This window comes from Undibacterium sp. GW821-FHT11H02 (assembly GCF_058808015.1).
Window position 1 is genome coordinate 191952 of sequence record NZ_JBXARG010000005.1, and the last position, 13487, is coordinate 205438.

Below are 13487 nucleotides of genomic sequence, written 5' to 3' on the forward strand. Positions count from 1 at the left end.
CCGGGCGTGTGTTTAACGTTGTATTTTGTTGGATTAAAAACGATGCCAACCATCAATCAACTGATTCGCCAACCACGTGTTTCTGCAGTGGTTAAGAGCAAATCTCCGGCGCTGGAAAACAGCCCGCAAAAACGCGGCGTATGTACCCGTGTTTATACGACAACTCCAAAAAAGCCTAACTCGGCTTTGCGTAAAGTTGCCAAAGTACGCTTGACCAACGGTTTCGAAGTTATTTCGTATATCGGTGGTGAAGGCCATAACTTGCAAGAACATAGCGTAGTTTTGTTGCGCGGTGGTCGTGTAAAGGATTTGCCGGGTGTGCGTTACCATATGGTTCGCGGTGCTTTGGATACTCAAGGCGTTAAAGACCGTAAGCAAGCTCGTTCCAAATATGGTTCTAAGCGCGCTAAGGCTGTTAAGAAATAATTTTCTAGTTCACTAGAATTTTATTTTGTAACTTGCTTGTAAATTAACCTCTGTAAAATCTCCGTAATTCGGATAGGTGTCGGTCTCGAATGAGCCGAGTAAGTGGTGGCTATGATGGCTTACCGCGAGCGTTGATAAATTTGTTATCGACCGCTCAACTGAAGATTGAAAGGAATTGAAATGCCACGTCGTCGTGAAGTCCCGAAACGGGATATTTTGCCGGATCCAAAATTCGGTAATGTTGAAGTCTCTAAGTTTGTTAACGTGTTGATGTTGTCTGGCAAGAAGTCTGTTGCTGAAGGCATTATCTATGGCGCGTTTGATCACATCCAAACTAAATCTGGTAAAGATCCATTGGAAGTGTTCGCAACTGCAATCAACAATGCTAAGCCATTGGTTGAAGTTAAATCTCGCCGTGTTGGTGGTGCTAACTATCAAGTTCCAGTTGAAGTTCGTCCAGTTCGTCGTTTGGCTCTGTCTATGCGTTGGTTGCGTGAAGCAGCGAACAAGCGTAGCGAAAAATCCATGCCACAACGTTTGGCTGGTGAATTGTTGGAAGCCGCAGAAGGTCGCGGCGGTGCAATGAAGAAACGTGATGAAGTGCATCGTATGGCTGAAGCCAACAAAGCCTTCTCCCACTTCCGCTTCTAATAGTAAAGTGAGAGACCATTGTGCTGTCGTGGCAATGGTTTTGGTAAGAATATTGAATCAGGCCGGGCGTAATTTCTTCTCGAAAATTGCGCTCGGTTTTGTCCATTAAAAGATTTAGGAATAGCTATGGCCCGTAAGACCCCCATTGAGCGCTACCGTAATATCGGTATTTCGGCTCACATTGATGCTGGTAAAACCACGACAACCGAGCGTGTTTTGTTCTATACCGGTGTAAATCACAAAATCGGTGAAGTGCATGATGGCGCGGCTACCATGGACTGGATGGAGCAAGAGCAAGAGCGCGGTATTACTATTACTTCCGCTGCGACAACTTGCTTCTGGAGTGGTATGGCGAATAATTTCCAGCCGCACCATATCAACATTATTGATACCCCAGGCCACGTTGACTTCACGATTGAAGTTGAGCGCTCTATGCGTGTTTTGGATGGTGCTTGCATGGTTTACTGTGCAGTCGGCGGTGTTCAGCCACAATCTGAAACAGTTTGGCGTCAAGCTAACAAGTATAAAGTCCCACGTTTGGCATTCGTCAACAAGATGGATCGTACTGGCGCGAACTTCTTCAAAGTGTACGATCAAATGCGTGCACGTTTGAAAGCAAATCCAGTGCCTTTGCAAGTACCTATCGGCGCTGAAGATTTATTCGAAGGTGTGATCGATTTGGTAAAGATGAAAGCGATCATCTGGGATGTGGCATCTCAAGGTATGAAATTTGAATACCAGGATATTCCTGCGCATTTGGTAGAAGAATCCAAAAAATGGCGTGAAAACATGGTGGAAGCAGCTGCTGAAGCCAGTGAAGAATTGATGAACAAATACCTTGAAGAAGGCGATTTGTCTGAAGCTGAAATTAAAGCAGCTTTGCGTCAACGTACGATCGCTTCTGAAATCGTTCCTATGATGTGCGGTACGGCATTTAAGAACAAAGGTGTTCAGGCGATGTTGGATGCAGTTATTGAATACTTGCCATCCCCATTAGACATTCCACCAGTTCCTGGTTTGAATGAAGATGATGAGCCAGTGGTTCGTGAAGCAAAAGACAATGAGAAGTTCTCCGCTTTGGCATTTAAGATTGCTACGGATCCGTTCGTTGGTCAATTGTGCTTTATCCGTTGCTACTCAGGTACTTTGAATTCTGGCGACAGCGTTTACAACTCTGTAAAAGAGAAGAAAGAACGTATCGGTCGTTTGGTTCAGATGCATGCGAATCAACGTGAAGAAATCAAAGAAATGATGGCGGGTGATATCGCTGCGGTTGTGGGTCTGAAAGACACAACAACAGGTGATACCTTGTGCGACGAAAAAGCGATCGTTGTCTTAGAGCGCATGATATTCCCAGAGCCAGTTATTTCTCAAGCCGTTGAGCCAAAAACTAAGGCTGACCAAGAGAAGATGGGCTTGGCGTTGAATCGTTTGGCAGCTGAAGATCCATCTTTCCGCGTGCGTACTGACGAAGAATCTGGTCAGACAATTATCGCTGGTATGGGTGAATTGCATCTGGATATTATCGTTGACCGTATGAAGCGTGAATTCAACGTGGAAGCAACGGTTGGTAAGCCTCAAGTAGCGTACCGCGAAACAATTCGCAAAACATGCGAAGAGATCGAAGGTAAGTTCGTTAAGCAATCAGGTGGTCGTGGTCAATACGGTCACGTTGTATTGAAGATCGAGCCGCAAGAACCAGGTAAAGGTTTCGAATTCGTTGACGCCATCAAAGGTGGTACAGTTCCACGCGAATACATTCCTGCAGTTGAAAAAGGTGTACGTGAAACTTTGACTTCTGGTGTATTGGCTGGTTACCCAGTGGTTGACGTTAAAGTGACATTGTTCTTCGGTTCATACCATGACGTCGACTCCAACGAAAACGCGTTCCGTATGGCGGGTTCTATGGCATTTAAAGATGGCTGCCGTAAAGCAAGTCCAGTTATCTTGGAGCCAATGATGGCGGTTGAAGTGGAAACACCAGAAGACTACGCTGGTACAGTGATGGGCGATTTGTCCTCACGTCGCGGTATGGTTCAAGGTATGGATGAGATTGCTGGTGGTGGCGGTAAGATCATTAAAGCTGAAGTGCCATTGTCTGAGATGTTTGGTTACTCAACTTCTTTGCGTTCAGCAACTCAAGGTCGTGCGACTTATTCTATGGAATTCAAGCACTACTCTGAAGCGCCGAAGAATGTTATCGACGCAATCGTTACATCAAAAGCGAAGTAATAGGAATTACAAAGCTTGAACCGCCGAGGCGCGGAGGACGCAGAGAAAGACTCTGTTTTCCTCTGCGCTCTCTGCGCCTCTGTGGTTCGCTTTTGGTTTTTCTTGAAATTTCTTAGTATTAAAATCGGAAACCCCCTCCGAAATTATTCGGGCGGGATAATAATCTAATCGTTCTTTTTGAAGGAAGAATAAAATGGCAAAAGGTAAGTTCGAACGCACCAAGCCGCACGTTAACGTCGGTACAATTGGTCACGTGGATCACGGTAAAACGACATTGACAGCAGCGATTGCGACAGTATTGTCTAAGAAATTTGGCGGCGAAGCTAAAGCATACGACCAGATCGATGCAGCTCCAGAAGAAAAAGCACGTGGTATTACGATTAATACTGCGCACGTAGAATACGAAACAGCAGGCCGTCACTATGCTCACGTTGATTGCCCAGGCCATGCTGACTATGTTAAAAACATGATTACTGGTGCTGCTCAGATGGACGGCGCTATTCTGGTTTGCTCCGCAGCTGACGGTCCAATGCCACAGACACGTGAGCACATCTTGTTGGCACGTCAAGTTGGTGTTCCATACATCATCGTATTCTTGAACAAATGCGACATGGTTGATGACGCTGAGTTGTTGGAATTGGTTGAAATGGAAGTTCGTGAATTATTGTCTAAATACGAATTCCCAGGTGACGATTTGCCTATCATCCAAGGTTCCGCAAAAATGGCGCTCGAAGGCGACAAGGGTCCATTGGGCGAAGAAGCGATCATGAAATTGGCTGATGCTTTGGATTCTTATATCCCAACACCAGAACGTGCTGTTGACGGCGCATTCTTGTTGCCAGTGGAAGACGTGTTCTCCATCTCTGGTCGCGGTACAGTGGTAACGGGTCGTATCGAACGCGGTATCATCAAAGTCGGCGAAGAAATCGAAATCGTTGGTATTAAAGATACAGTCAAAACAACATGTACTGGCGTTGAAATGTTCCGCAAATTGCTGGATCAAGGTCAAGCTGGTGACAACGTGGGTGTCTTGTTGCGCGGTACTAAGCGTGAAGATATTCAACGTGGTCAAGTGTTGGCGAAACCAGGTTCAATCAAGCCGCATGATCATTTCACAGGCGAGATCTACGTTTTGTCTAAAGATGAAGGTGGTCGTCATACACCATTCTTCAACAACTATCGTCCACAGTTCTACTTCCGTACAACGGACGTAACTGGTTCAATCGAGTTGCCGAAGGATAAAGAAATGGTGATGCCAGGCGATAACGTTTCTATCACAGTTAAGTTGATCAACCCGATCGCGATGGAAGAAGGTCTCCGTTTCGCGATTCGTGAAGGTGGTCGTACTGTTGGTGCGGGTGTTGTTGCAAAAATTATCGCTGGTTAATTAATCCTTAAAAGCTATCGGTGATGCTCACCTGTTTCATCGATAAAGTTTAGAATAATTCGAAATTTGGTGTACACTAGTCGGCTGTCGCGCTTTTTAAGCTCGACAGCCGTACTTTTTAGTAATCGCTCTTTGTTAAAAATGCCACAATTAATGCATCGTGGCTCGTTCTTTATAGGAAATATCATGTCTACAGCAAATCAAAAAATCCGTATTCGCTTGAAAGCTTTCGATTACAAATTGATCGATCAATCAGCTTTGGAAATCGTAGAAACAGCTAAGCGTACCGGCGCTGTTGTTAAAGGTCCAGTTCCTTTGCCAACACGTATTCAACGTTTCGACGTATTGCGTTCCCCACACGTCAACAAAACTTCACGCGATCAATTCGAAATCCGCACGCACCAGCGTTTGATGGACATCGTTGATCCAACGGATAAAACAGTTGATGCTTTGATGAAACTCGACTTGCCAGCTGGTGTCGACGTAGAAATCAAATTGCAATAATTGCTAGCTCGATAAATCCAATTCTGGGGCGCAGCACTGCGTTGCTTGTCCTCGCAATACCTGAGTATTGCTGTGGGAAGCGCCTTGTTCTGCATCCCCATAATTGAATTTCTCAAGCTAGCTTTCTGTTTGCTAAAAATGATTTGAGCTGTCATAAGATCTTTTAAGCGTTCAGGGAAAACTGACATACCATAAATTTTTCTATTTTCAAATAAATTTTTCTTGTAAGTGGAAATTTTTCGGGTTACAATCGAAGGCTTAGATTTTGATAGGCTATTGCCTGTCTATTTTTAAGTCTTAAAAGTAAGTTTCTAAACATCAGCCTCACCCAATCGTAGGTGAGAATGGAGAAAACAATGAGCTTGGGCCTAGTTGGTCGCAAGGTTGGTATGATGCGCATTTTTACTGATGATGGTGATTCAATTCCAGTCACAGTATTAGATGTCTCAAACAACCGCGTGACGCAAATCAAAACTCCTGAAACAGACGGTTACTCCGCTGTTCAGGTAACATTCGGTCAGCGCCGTGCATCCCGTGTAACTAAAGCGGCTGCAGGTCACCTCGCAAAAGCGGGTGTGGAAGCTGGTACTGTCTTAAAAGAATTCCGTGTTGACGCTGCTAAAGCTGCTGAACTGAAAGCAGGCGATGTTGTGCCTGTTGGCTTGTTCGAAGCTGGTCAAAAAGTGGACGTGCAAGGCGTGACAATTGGTAAAGGCTATGCCGGTACTATTAAACGTCACCACTTCGCATCTGGTCGTGCTACTCACGGTAACTCACGTTCACATAATGTTCCTGGTTCTATCGGTATGGCGCAGGATCCTGGTCGCGTTTTCCCAGGTAAACGCATGACTGGTCACTTGGGTGACGTTACGCGTACAGTGCAAAATCTTGTTATCGCCCGTGTAGATGCTGATCGCCAATTGTTGTTGGTGAAAGGTGCTATTCCTGGTGCGAAAAACGGTCAGGTGATTGTATCACCAGCTGTTAAAGTTAAAGCAAAGAAGGGGGCTTAATTTATGGAACTGAAGCTCCTAAATGCAGACGGTCAATCTGCTTCTAATGTTGCTGCGCCAGATACTATTTTTGGTCGTGATTACAATGAAGCTTTGATTCATCAAGTTGTTGTTGCTTACCAAGCGAATGCTCGCAGTGGTAACCGCAAACAATTGGGTCGTGACGAAGTTCACCACACAACTAAGAAGCCATGGCGTCAAAAAGGTACGGGTCGTGCTCGTGCTGGTATGTCATCTTCCCCATTGTGGCGTGGAGGCGGTCGCGCTTTCCCTAACTCTCCTGATGAGAACTTCTCTCACAAAGTTAACAAGAAGATGTATCGCGCAGGTATCTGCTCGATCTTGTCTCAGTTGGCTCGTGAAGGTCGTTTGAATGTTGTTGACAGTTTGACTGTTGATGCGCCAAAAACTAAGTTGTTGTCTGAAAAATTGAAGACAATGGGTTGCTTGGATTCAGTATTGATTATTACTGAAGACTTCAACGAAAACTTGATGTTGGCTGCTCGCAATCTGGTTAACGTTTTGGTTGTTGAGCCACGTTATGCTGATCCAGTTTCTTTGGTGTTCTACAAGAAAGTGTTGATCACTAAAGCGGCCTTGACAAAGATTGAGGAGATGCTGGCATGAGCGTAATCAAGCATAGTGAAGAACGCCTGATGAAGGTGTTGCTGGCTCCGGTGATCTCTGAAAAAGCAACCATGGTTGCAGAGAAAAACGAGCAAGTTGTTTTCCTGGTGATGCCAGATGCAACTAAGCCAGAAATCAAGGCTGCTGTTGAGTTGCTGTTTAAGGTTCAGGTTGAATCTGTGCAAGTAGCTAACCGCTTGGGCAAACAAAAACGTACTGGTAAATTTAATGGCCGTCGCAATCATACAAAACGCGCTTTTGTATGCTTGAAGCCAGGTCAAGAAATTAACTTTACCGAGGGGGCATAAGCATGGCACTCGTTAAGATGAAGCCAACCTCACCAGGCCGTCGTGGTATGGTTAAAGTGGTAACTGAAGGCTTGCATAAAGGCCGTCCGTTTGCTGCTTTGTTGGAAAAGAAAAATAAAACTGCTGGCCGTAACAACAATGGTCATATCACTACACGTCATATCGGCGGTGGTCATAAGCAGCACTATCGTTTAGTCGATTTTAAGCGTTCTAAAGATGGTATTCCTGCGAAAGTTGAACGCATTGAATACGATCCTAACCGTACAGCGCACATTGCTTTGTTGTGCTACGCGGACGGTGAACGTGCATACATCATTGCATCCAAAGGTATGGCTGCTGGTGATCAGGTGATGAATGGCTCACAAGCGCCAATCAAATCTGGTAACTGCTTGCCAATCCGCAATATCCCAGTCGGTACAACTATGCATTGCGTAGAAATGTTGCCGGGCAAGGGTGCGCAGATCGCTCGTACTGCTGGTGCTGGTGTGGTGTTGATGGCTCGCGAAGGCACATACGCTCAAGTGCGTTTGCGCTCTGGTGAAGTTCGTCGTATCCATATCGAATGCCGTGCAACTATCGGTGAAGTCGGTAACGGTGAGCATAACCTCCGTAAAATTGGTAAAGCTGGTGCGATGCGTTGGCGCGGTGTACGCCCGACAGTTCGCGGTGTTGTCATGAATCCTATTGATCACCCACACGGTGGTGGTGAAGGTAAGACAGCAGCAGGACGTCATCCAGTTTCTCCATGGGGTCAGCAAACTAAGGGTAAGAAGACACGTCGCAACAAGCGTACGACTTCCATGATCGTTTCACGCCGTGGCAAGAAATAAGGGGTAACACATGACACGTTCAGCTAAAAAAGGGCCGTTTTGCGACGCCCATTTGGTAAAGAAAGTCGAAGCTGCGCAAGCAAATAAAGACAAAAAGCCAATTAAAACTTGGTCACGTCGTTCGACAATCATGCCTGATTTCATCGGTCTGACTATCGCAGTACACAATGGTAAGCAGCACGTACCAGTGTACGTTTCTGAAAACATGGTAGGCCATAAATTGGGCGAATTCGCATTGACTCGCACATTTAAAGGTCATATCGCGGATAAGAAAGCGAAGAGATAATATGGAAACCAAAGCAATATTGAAGGGTGTACGTCTGTCCGAGCAAAAAGGTCGCTTGGTAGCAGACTTGATCCGTGGTAAGAAAGTCGATCAAGCATTAAACATCTTAGCCTTCAGTCCGAAAAAAGGCGCGACTATCATTAAGAAAGTCTTGGAATCAGCAATCGCTAATGCCGAGCACAATGATGGTGCCGATATCGATGAATTGAAAGTTACGACGATTTATGTCGAAAAAGGACCAATTCTCAAACGCTTTACAGCGCGCGCAAAAGGTCGTGGTGATCGTATCTCTAAACAATCCTGTCACATTTATGTGACTGTTGGTAACTAAGGAGTCACGATGGGACAGAAGATACATCCAACCGGTTTCCGTTTAGCGGTAACACGTAATTGGTCTTCACGCTGGTATGCTGGCAATGCAAATTTTGCCACTATGCTCAACGAAGATATCAAAGTACGTGAGTACCTTAAAAAGAAATTGAAAAATGCATCAGTAGGTCGTATCACTATTGAGCGTCCGGCAAAAAATGCACGTATTACTATTTACAGCTCCCGTCCAGGTGTTGTGATTGGTAAAAAAGGCGAAGATATCGAATCCTTGAAAGCGGATTTGGCAAAGATCATGGGCGTGCCAGTGCACGTAAATATCGAAGAAATTCGTAAGCCAGAAATCGATGCTCAATTGATCGCTGATTCTATCTCTCAGCAGCTCGAAAAACGTATTATGTTCCGCCGCGCGATGAAACGTGCGATGCAAAACGCAATGCGTCTGGGTGCTAAGGGTATCAAGATCATGTCTAGTGGTCGTTTGAATGGTATCGAAATTGCTCGTAAAGAATGGTATCGCGAAGGTCGTGTGCCTCTGCATACTTTGCGCGCTGATATCGATTACGGTACAAGTGAAGCATCTACGACATACGGTATTATTGGCGTTAAAGTTTGGGTTTACAAAGGTGATCGTTTAGCTAATGGCGATGCTCCTGTAATCGAATCCACACCAGAAGACGACAAAAAACGTCGTGGCCCACGTCGCGAAGATGGCAAGCCAAATAGCCGTCCACGTGCAAAGCGCCCTGAAGGTCAAACTCCAACTGGTACAGCAGCAGCTCCAGCGGCTAAACGTGTTCGCACGAAAGCAGCTGACGGCGCGGCGGCACCAGCTGAGAAAGCAGGAGAATAATCATGCTGCAACCAGCACGCAGAAAATATCGTAAGGAACAAAAAGGCCGCAACAAGGGTATTTCCCATGACCGTGGCACAGCAGTTTCTTTCGGTGAATTTGGTTTGAAGTCAATTGCACGTGGCCGTATTACTGCACGTCAAATTGAAGCGGCACGTCGCGCTATGACTCGTCATATCAAACGTGGTGGCCGTATCTGGATCCGTATTTTCCCAGATAAGCCAATTTCTCAGAAACCAGCTGAAGTTCGTATGGGTAATGGTAAAGGTAATCCAGAGTACTACGTAGCCGAGATTCAACCAGGCAAAATGTTGTACGAAATGGATGGCGTTGATGAAGCGCTGGCACGAGAAGCTTTCCGCTTAGCAGCTGCTAAATTACCATTGTTGACAACGTTTGTCGTACGTCAAGTCGGCACTTAATAGGGAGTTGTAAATGAAAGTATCTGAACTCCAAGGCAAAGACTCCGCAGCTTTGACGAAAGAATTGAATGATTTGTTGAAGGCACAATTCAGCTTGCGTATGCAAATCGCTACGCAACAATTGAATAACACTTCGCAACTCAAAAAAGTTCGTCGTGACATCGCCAGAGTTAAAACAGTCATGAATCAGAAGGATGCCAAATAATGAACGATCAAGTTAAAGTTGCACTGAAGCGCACATTGATTGGCAAAGTTGTCTCCGACAAGATGGATAAGACAGTGACAGTATTAGTTGAGCGTCACGTTAAGCATCCTTTGTACGGTAAGATCATTGTGCGTACTGCGAAATATCATGCACACGATGAAGCGAACCAAGCAAAAGCCGGTGACACAGTCGAGATTCAAGAAGGTCGTCCAATCTCTAAAACTAAAGCCTGGACATTGACTCGCGTTGTACAAGTTGCGCCAGTTTTATAATAGTTGTTGCAGTAATCGTTTTTTGATGTAATAATGATGGGCTGTCATTTGCAAAGCTTGCAAATGACAGCTTAAATGTCTCTCAGGCTAGTAATTTGAGAGTGGTTAAAAAATCGTCCACCTAATCGGTTGACTCGTGCATTGTTATTTGTGCTTCTAAGGCGTCTGACAATAAAAGAGTTGGCTGGCGGGACCAAGACTGACTACAGATTTGCAATGTGCGGATTGTGTGGATTAAGTTGGGAAAGAGAACAATATGATTCAAACAGAAAGCCGGCTAGAAGTGGCTGACAATACTGGTGCGCGTGAAGTTTTGTGCATTAAGGTATTGGGTGGCTCTAAGCGTCGTTATGCAGGGATCGGTGATGTTATCAAGGTAACAGTCAAGTCTGCTGCTCCACGCGGTCGCGTAAAAAAAGGTGAAATTTACAATGCAGTTGTGGTTCGCACTGCTAAAGGCGTTCGTCGTCAAGACGGCTCTTTGGTTAAGTTCGACGGCAATGCTGCAGTGTTGTTAAATGCAAAGCTTGAGCCTATCGGAACTCGTATTTTCGGCCCAGTAACGCGCGAATTGCGTACTGAGCGTTTCATGAAGATCGTTTCGCTTGCTCCAGAAGTGCTGTAAGGAGTCGTGATGAATAAGATTCGTAAAAACGACGAAGTCATCGTCTTGACGGGTAAAGACAAAGGTAAACGTGGTCAAGTGCAGCAATGCGTTGATGCGAATTACGTTGTTGTTGCAGGTGTTAATGTTGCTAAAAAAGCGACTAAGCCTAACCCAATGACTGGAGCAGTTGGTGGCATCGTTGATAAATTGATGCCGATTCATGTTTCCAATGTTGCGTTATTTAATGCTGCATCTGGTAAAGCAGACCGTGTAGGTTTTAAAGATGTGGATGGCAAAAAAGTCCGCGTTTATAAATCTACTGGCGAAGTTGTGAAGGCATAAAGTCATGGCCCGTCTACAAGCATTATATAAAGATAAAATCGTTGCTGATTTGACTGAGAAATTCTCTTACAAATCACCAATGGAAGTTCCTCGCATCTTGAAGATCACCCTGAATATGGGTTTGTCCGAAGCGATCGCTGATAAGAAAATTATCGAGCACGCAGTCGGCGATTTGACGAAGATTGCAGGTCAAAAACCTGTCGTAACTAAGGCACGTAAAGCGATCGCTGGTTTTAAAATCCGCGAAGGCTATCCAATCGGTTGTATGGTCACCCTGCGTGGTAATCATATGTACGAATTCTTGGATCGTTTCGTGACTGTGGCTTTGCCACGCGTTCGTGACTTCCGTGGCGTATCTGGCCGCGCATTTGACGGTCGTGGTAACTACAATATCGGTGTTAAGGAACAGATCATTTTCCCTGAGATCGAGTACGACAAGATTGACGCGTTGCGTGGTATGAATATCAGTATTACTACGACAGCTAAGACCGACGAAGAAGCAAAAGCGCTTCTCGCCGCATTTAAATTTCCGTTCAGAAACTGAGGTCGCCATGGCAAAATTGGCACTGATTAATCGTGAGCAAAAGCGTGCAGATTTGGTGAAGAAATTCGCTGGCAAACGCGCCGAATTGAAGGCCATCATTGATGACCAATCAAAAACTCCAGAAGAGCAATATTTAGCTCGTTTGAAGTTGCAGGCATTGCCACGTAATTCTAATCCGACTCGTCAGCGCAATCGCTGCGCTTTGACAGGTCGTCCACGTGGCACATTCCGTAAGTTCGGTTTGGGCCGTATTAAAGTCCGTGAATTCGCCATGCGTGGTGAAATCCCGGGTATGACTAAAGCTAGCTGGTAATAGGAGAATAAGCAATGAGTATGAGCGATCCTATCGCCGATATGCTGACCCGCATCCGTAACGCGCAAGTTGTTCAAAAGACTGCCGTCGCGATGCCGTCCTCTAAGGTAAAAGTTGCAATTGCAAACGTACTGAAGGACGAAGGCTACATTGAGGATTTCGCAGTAGTTGACGCTGCTGGTAAATCTGAATTGAAAATCGGTTTGAAATATTATGCAGGACGTCCTGTTATCGAACGCTTGGAACGTGTATCACGTCCAGGTCTCCGTATTTACAAAGGTAAAGACGAGATCCCAAGTGTGATGAACGGTTTGGGCGTGGCCATTGTGTCCACACCTAAGGGCGTTATGACTGACCGCAAAGCGCGCGCAACCGGTGTCGGTGGCGAAGTTATTTGCTACGTCGCCTAAGGAGTGCAAGATGTCTCGAGTAGGTAAAATGCCAATCGCGTTGCCAGCAGGTGCAGAAGTTGCAATCTCAGCAGCGGCGATTACAGTAAAAGGTCCAATGGGCGTATTGACACAAAGTTTAAATGGCTTAGTGACAATCGCGAACGAAAGTGGTGTCCTGAATTTCAAACCGGCAAACGACAGCCGTGAAGCTAATGCTATGACTGGTACTTTACGTGCCTTGGTCAATAACATGGTTAACGGTGTTACTAAAGGTTTTGAGAAGAAGTTGAACCTCGTCGGCGTTGGTTATAAAGCGCAAGCGCAAGGCGACAAGTTGAATCTCTCCTTGGGTTTTTCTCATCCTGTCGTTCATGACATGCCAGCTGGCGTGACATGTGCAACACCAACTCCAACTGAAATTCTCATCAAAGGTGTGAATAAGCAGCAAGTTGGTCAGGTCGCAGCAGAAGTTCGTGCATACCGCAGCCCAGAGCCATATAAAGGCAAGGGTGTCCGCTACGCGGACGAAGTGGTTGTGATTAAAGAAACCAAGAAGAAGTAATAGGGGTTAGACGATGGATAAGAAACAATCACGTCTGCGCCGCGCGACTCAAACCCGTGCCAAGATCGCAGAGCTCAAGGTCACACGTTTATCTGTGCACCGTACGAACCTGCATATCTACGCTAGCATCATTGATGCAGATTCCAAAGTATTGGCATCTGCTTCTACAGTGGAAGCTGAAGTGCGTGCAGAATTGGCAGCGGCATCTAAGCACGGTGGTAATGCTGCGGCAGCCACTTTGATTGGTAAGCGCGTTGCGGAAAAAGCATTGAAAGCAGGAGTTACCGAAGTCGCGTTTGATCGCTCCGGTTTTCGTTACCACGGTCGTGTGAAGGCGTTGGCAGAAGCCGCGCGTGAAGCCGGCTTGAAGTTCTAAGGAATATT

22 protein-coding genes are annotated in these 13487 nt (G+C 45.8%); all 22 read left to right on the plus strand.

Annotation, left to right across the window (positions count from 1 at the left end; all coding sequences use genetic code 11):
• The first annotated feature begins 42 nt into the window (after window positions 1-42).
• The 22 genes from rpsL (at window position 43) to rplR (ending at window position 13479) form a co-directional block, all read left to right on the plus strand.
• Window positions 43-426 carry a 30S ribosomal protein S12 gene (gene rpsL, locus AC1RR2_RS07430; RefSeq protein WP_186886132.1) on the plus strand — a complete coding sequence of 128 codons (384 nt, stop codon included), beginning with the start codon at window positions 43-45 and terminating at the stop codon, window positions 424-426.
• 180 nt (window positions 427-606) lie between these two features.
• On the plus strand, window positions 607-1077 hold the full coding sequence (gene rpsG / locus AC1RR2_RS07435) for a 30S ribosomal protein S7 (RefSeq protein ID WP_186892660.1): 471 nt from the start codon (window positions 607-609) through the stop codon (window positions 1075-1077).
• Window positions 1078-1203: 126 nt separating this feature from the next.
• Window positions 1204-3309 (plus strand): elongation factor G, encoded by a 2106-nt coding sequence (fusA, locus tag AC1RR2_RS07440; protein ID WP_493221655.1) that lies wholly within the window; start codon window positions 1204-1206, stop codon window positions 3307-3309.
• Window positions 3310-3502: 193 nt separating this feature from the next.
• A complete protein-coding gene (gene tuf / locus AC1RR2_RS07445; RefSeq protein ID WP_493220951.1) occupies window positions 3503-4696 on the plus strand; it encodes an elongation factor Tu in 1194 nt (397 codons plus the stop codon).
• A 186-nt stretch (window positions 4697-4882) separates the two neighbouring features.
• Window positions 4883-5200, plus strand: coding sequence for a 30S ribosomal protein S10 (gene rpsJ, locus AC1RR2_RS07450; protein WP_186892579.1), 318 nt, complete (start codon window positions 4883-4885; stop codon window positions 5198-5200).
• 356 nt (window positions 5201-5556) lie between these two features.
• Complete coding sequence (gene rplC, locus AC1RR2_RS07455) at window positions 5557-6213, plus strand: 50S ribosomal protein L3 (protein ID WP_186892580.1); 657 nt, start codon at window positions 5557-5559, stop codon at window positions 6211-6213.
• 3 nt (window positions 6214-6216) lie between these two features.
• The gene (gene rplD, locus AC1RR2_RS07460) at window positions 6217-6840 is read left to right on the plus strand and encodes a 50S ribosomal protein L4 (protein WP_186892581.1); all 624 of its coding nucleotides are present in this window, start codon (window positions 6217-6219) and stop codon (window positions 6838-6840) included.
• Complete coding sequence (gene rplW, locus AC1RR2_RS07465) at window positions 6837-7148, plus strand: 50S ribosomal protein L23 (RefSeq protein WP_186892582.1); 312 nt, start codon at window positions 6837-6839, stop codon at window positions 7146-7148. The genes rplD and rplW overlap by 4 nt, the downstream gene beginning before the upstream one ends.
• Window positions 7149-7150: 2 nt before the next feature.
• Entirely contained in the window at window positions 7151-7978 is an 828-nt protein-coding gene (gene rplB, locus AC1RR2_RS07470; protein WP_186892583.1) for a 50S ribosomal protein L2, read from the plus strand.
• A gap of 10 nt (window positions 7979-7988) precedes the next feature.
• Window positions 7989-8264, plus strand: coding sequence for a 30S ribosomal protein S19 (gene rpsS, locus AC1RR2_RS07475; protein WP_186892584.1), 276 nt, complete (start codon window positions 7989-7991; stop codon window positions 8262-8264).
• Window position 8265: 1 nt separating this feature from the next.
• Window positions 8266-8595, plus strand: a complete 330-nt coding sequence (gene rplV / locus AC1RR2_RS07480; RefSeq protein WP_186892585.1) for a 50S ribosomal protein L22 — start codon at window positions 8266-8268, stop codon at window positions 8593-8595.
• Window positions 8596-8604: 9 nt separating this feature from the next.
• On the plus strand, window positions 8605-9444 hold the full coding sequence (gene rpsC, locus AC1RR2_RS07485; RefSeq protein ID WP_186921435.1) for a 30S ribosomal protein S3: 840 nt from the start codon (window positions 8605-8607) through the stop codon (window positions 9442-9444).
• 2 nt (window positions 9445-9446) lie between these two features.
• Entirely contained in the window at window positions 9447-9866 is a 420-nt protein-coding gene (rplP, locus tag AC1RR2_RS07490) for a 50S ribosomal protein L16 (RefSeq protein WP_186892587.1), read from the plus strand.
• A gap of 13 nt (window positions 9867-9879) precedes the next feature.
• The gene (gene rpmC / locus AC1RR2_RS07495) at window positions 9880-10071 is read left to right on the plus strand and encodes a 50S ribosomal protein L29 (RefSeq protein WP_186892588.1); all 192 of its coding nucleotides are present in this window, start codon (window positions 9880-9882) and stop codon (window positions 10069-10071) included.
• Complete coding sequence (gene rpsQ, locus AC1RR2_RS07500; protein WP_186892589.1) at window positions 10071-10343, plus strand: 30S ribosomal protein S17; 273 nt, start codon at window positions 10071-10073, stop codon at window positions 10341-10343. The genes rpmC and rpsQ overlap by 1 nt, the downstream gene beginning before the upstream one ends.
• 256 nt (window positions 10344-10599) lie before the next feature.
• Window positions 10600-10968, plus strand: coding sequence for a 50S ribosomal protein L14 (gene rplN, locus AC1RR2_RS07505; RefSeq protein WP_006464924.1), 369 nt, complete (start codon window positions 10600-10602; stop codon window positions 10966-10968).
• Window positions 10969-10977: 9 nt separating this feature from the next.
• Window positions 10978-11292 carry a 50S ribosomal protein L24 gene (gene rplX, locus AC1RR2_RS07510; protein WP_186892590.1) on the plus strand — a complete coding sequence of 105 codons (315 nt, stop codon included), beginning with the start codon at window positions 10978-10980 and terminating at the stop codon, window positions 11290-11292.
• Window positions 11293-11296: 4 nt separating this feature from the next.
• Window positions 11297-11836 (plus strand): 50S ribosomal protein L5, encoded by a 540-nt coding sequence (gene rplE / locus AC1RR2_RS07515; RefSeq protein ID WP_186921439.1) that lies wholly within the window; start codon window positions 11297-11299, stop codon window positions 11834-11836.
• A 7-nt stretch (window positions 11837-11843) separates the two neighbouring features.
• The gene (gene rpsN / locus AC1RR2_RS07520) at window positions 11844-12149 is read left to right on the plus strand and encodes a 30S ribosomal protein S14 (protein ID WP_186892592.1); all 306 of its coding nucleotides are present in this window, start codon (window positions 11844-11846) and stop codon (window positions 12147-12149) included.
• 14 nt (window positions 12150-12163) lie between these two features.
• Window positions 12164-12559 (plus strand): 30S ribosomal protein S8, encoded by a 396-nt coding sequence (gene rpsH, locus AC1RR2_RS07525; protein WP_186892593.1) that lies wholly within the window; start codon window positions 12164-12166, stop codon window positions 12557-12559.
• Between the two features lie 10 nt (window positions 12560-12569).
• Complete coding sequence (gene rplF / locus AC1RR2_RS07530; RefSeq protein ID WP_186921443.1) at window positions 12570-13103, plus strand: 50S ribosomal protein L6; 534 nt, start codon at window positions 12570-12572, stop codon at window positions 13101-13103.
• Window positions 13104-13116: 13 nt separating this feature from the next.
• Window positions 13117-13479 (plus strand): 50S ribosomal protein L18, encoded by a 363-nt coding sequence (rplR, locus tag AC1RR2_RS07535; RefSeq protein ID WP_186892595.1) that lies wholly within the window; start codon window positions 13117-13119, stop codon window positions 13477-13479.
• Window positions 13480-13487 lie beyond the last annotated feature (8 nt).

Excerpts from the sequence above, each read along its gene's own strand:
- rpsN (WP_186892592.1), top strand. The coding sequence starts at position 11,844 with ATGGCAAAATTGGCACTGATTAATCGTGAGCAAAAGCGTGCAGATTTG.
- rpsL (WP_186886132.1), top strand. The coding sequence starts at position 43 with ATGCCAACCATCAATCAACTGATTCGCCAACCACGTGTTTCTGCAGTG.
- rplW (WP_186892582.1), top strand. The coding sequence starts at position 6,837 with ATGAGCGTAATCAAGCATAGTGAAGAACGCCTGATGAAGGTGTTGCTG.
- rplC (WP_186892580.1), top strand. The coding sequence starts at position 5,557 with ATGAGCTTGGGCCTAGTTGGTCGCAAGGTTGGTATGATGCGCATTTTT.
- rplV (WP_186892585.1), top strand. The coding sequence starts at position 8,266 with ATGGAAACCAAAGCAATATTGAAGGGTGTACGTCTGTCCGAGCAAAAA.
- rplD (WP_186892581.1), top strand. The coding sequence starts at position 6,217 with ATGGAACTGAAGCTCCTAAATGCAGACGGTCAATCTGCTTCTAATGTT.
- rpsC (WP_186921435.1), top strand. The coding sequence starts at position 8,605 with ATGGGACAGAAGATACATCCAACCGGTTTCCGTTTAGCGGTAACACGT.
- rpsH (WP_186892593.1), top strand. The coding sequence starts at position 12,164 with ATGAGTATGAGCGATCCTATCGCCGATATGCTGACCCGCATCCGTAAC.
- rpsJ (WP_186892579.1), top strand. The coding sequence starts at position 4,883 with ATGTCTACAGCAAATCAAAAAATCCGTATTCGCTTGAAAGCTTTCGAT.
- rplR (WP_186892595.1), top strand. The coding sequence starts at position 13,117 with ATGGATAAGAAACAATCACGTCTGCGCCGCGCGACTCAAACCCGTGCC.
- rpmC (WP_186892588.1), top strand. The coding sequence starts at position 9,880 with ATGAAAGTATCTGAACTCCAAGGCAAAGACTCCGCAGCTTTGACGAAA.
- rplX (WP_186892590.1), top strand. The coding sequence starts at position 10,978 with ATGAATAAGATTCGTAAAAACGACGAAGTCATCGTCTTGACGGGTAAA.
- rpsQ (WP_186892589.1), top strand. The coding sequence starts at position 10,071 with ATGAACGATCAAGTTAAAGTTGCACTGAAGCGCACATTGATTGGCAAA.
- rplE (WP_186921439.1), top strand. The coding sequence starts at position 11,297 with ATGGCCCGTCTACAAGCATTATATAAAGATAAAATCGTTGCTGATTTG.
- rpsS (WP_186892584.1), top strand. The coding sequence starts at position 7,989 with ATGACACGTTCAGCTAAAAAAGGGCCGTTTTGCGACGCCCATTTGGTA.
- fusA (WP_493221655.1), top strand. The coding sequence starts at position 1,204 with ATGGCCCGTAAGACCCCCATTGAGCGCTACCGTAATATCGGTATTTCG.
- rplB (WP_186892583.1), top strand. The coding sequence starts at position 7,151 with ATGGCACTCGTTAAGATGAAGCCAACCTCACCAGGCCGTCGTGGTATG.
- tuf (WP_493220951.1), top strand. The coding sequence starts at position 3,503 with ATGGCAAAAGGTAAGTTCGAACGCACCAAGCCGCACGTTAACGTCGGT.
- rpsG (WP_186892660.1), top strand. The coding sequence starts at position 607 with ATGCCACGTCGTCGTGAAGTCCCGAAACGGGATATTTTGCCGGATCCA.
- rplP (WP_186892587.1), top strand. The coding sequence starts at position 9,447 with ATGCTGCAACCAGCACGCAGAAAATATCGTAAGGAACAAAAAGGCCGC.
- rplN (WP_006464924.1), top strand. The coding sequence starts at position 10,600 with ATGATTCAAACAGAAAGCCGGCTAGAAGTGGCTGACAATACTGGTGCG.
- rplF (WP_186921443.1), top strand. The coding sequence starts at position 12,570 with ATGTCTCGAGTAGGTAAAATGCCAATCGCGTTGCCAGCAGGTGCAGAA.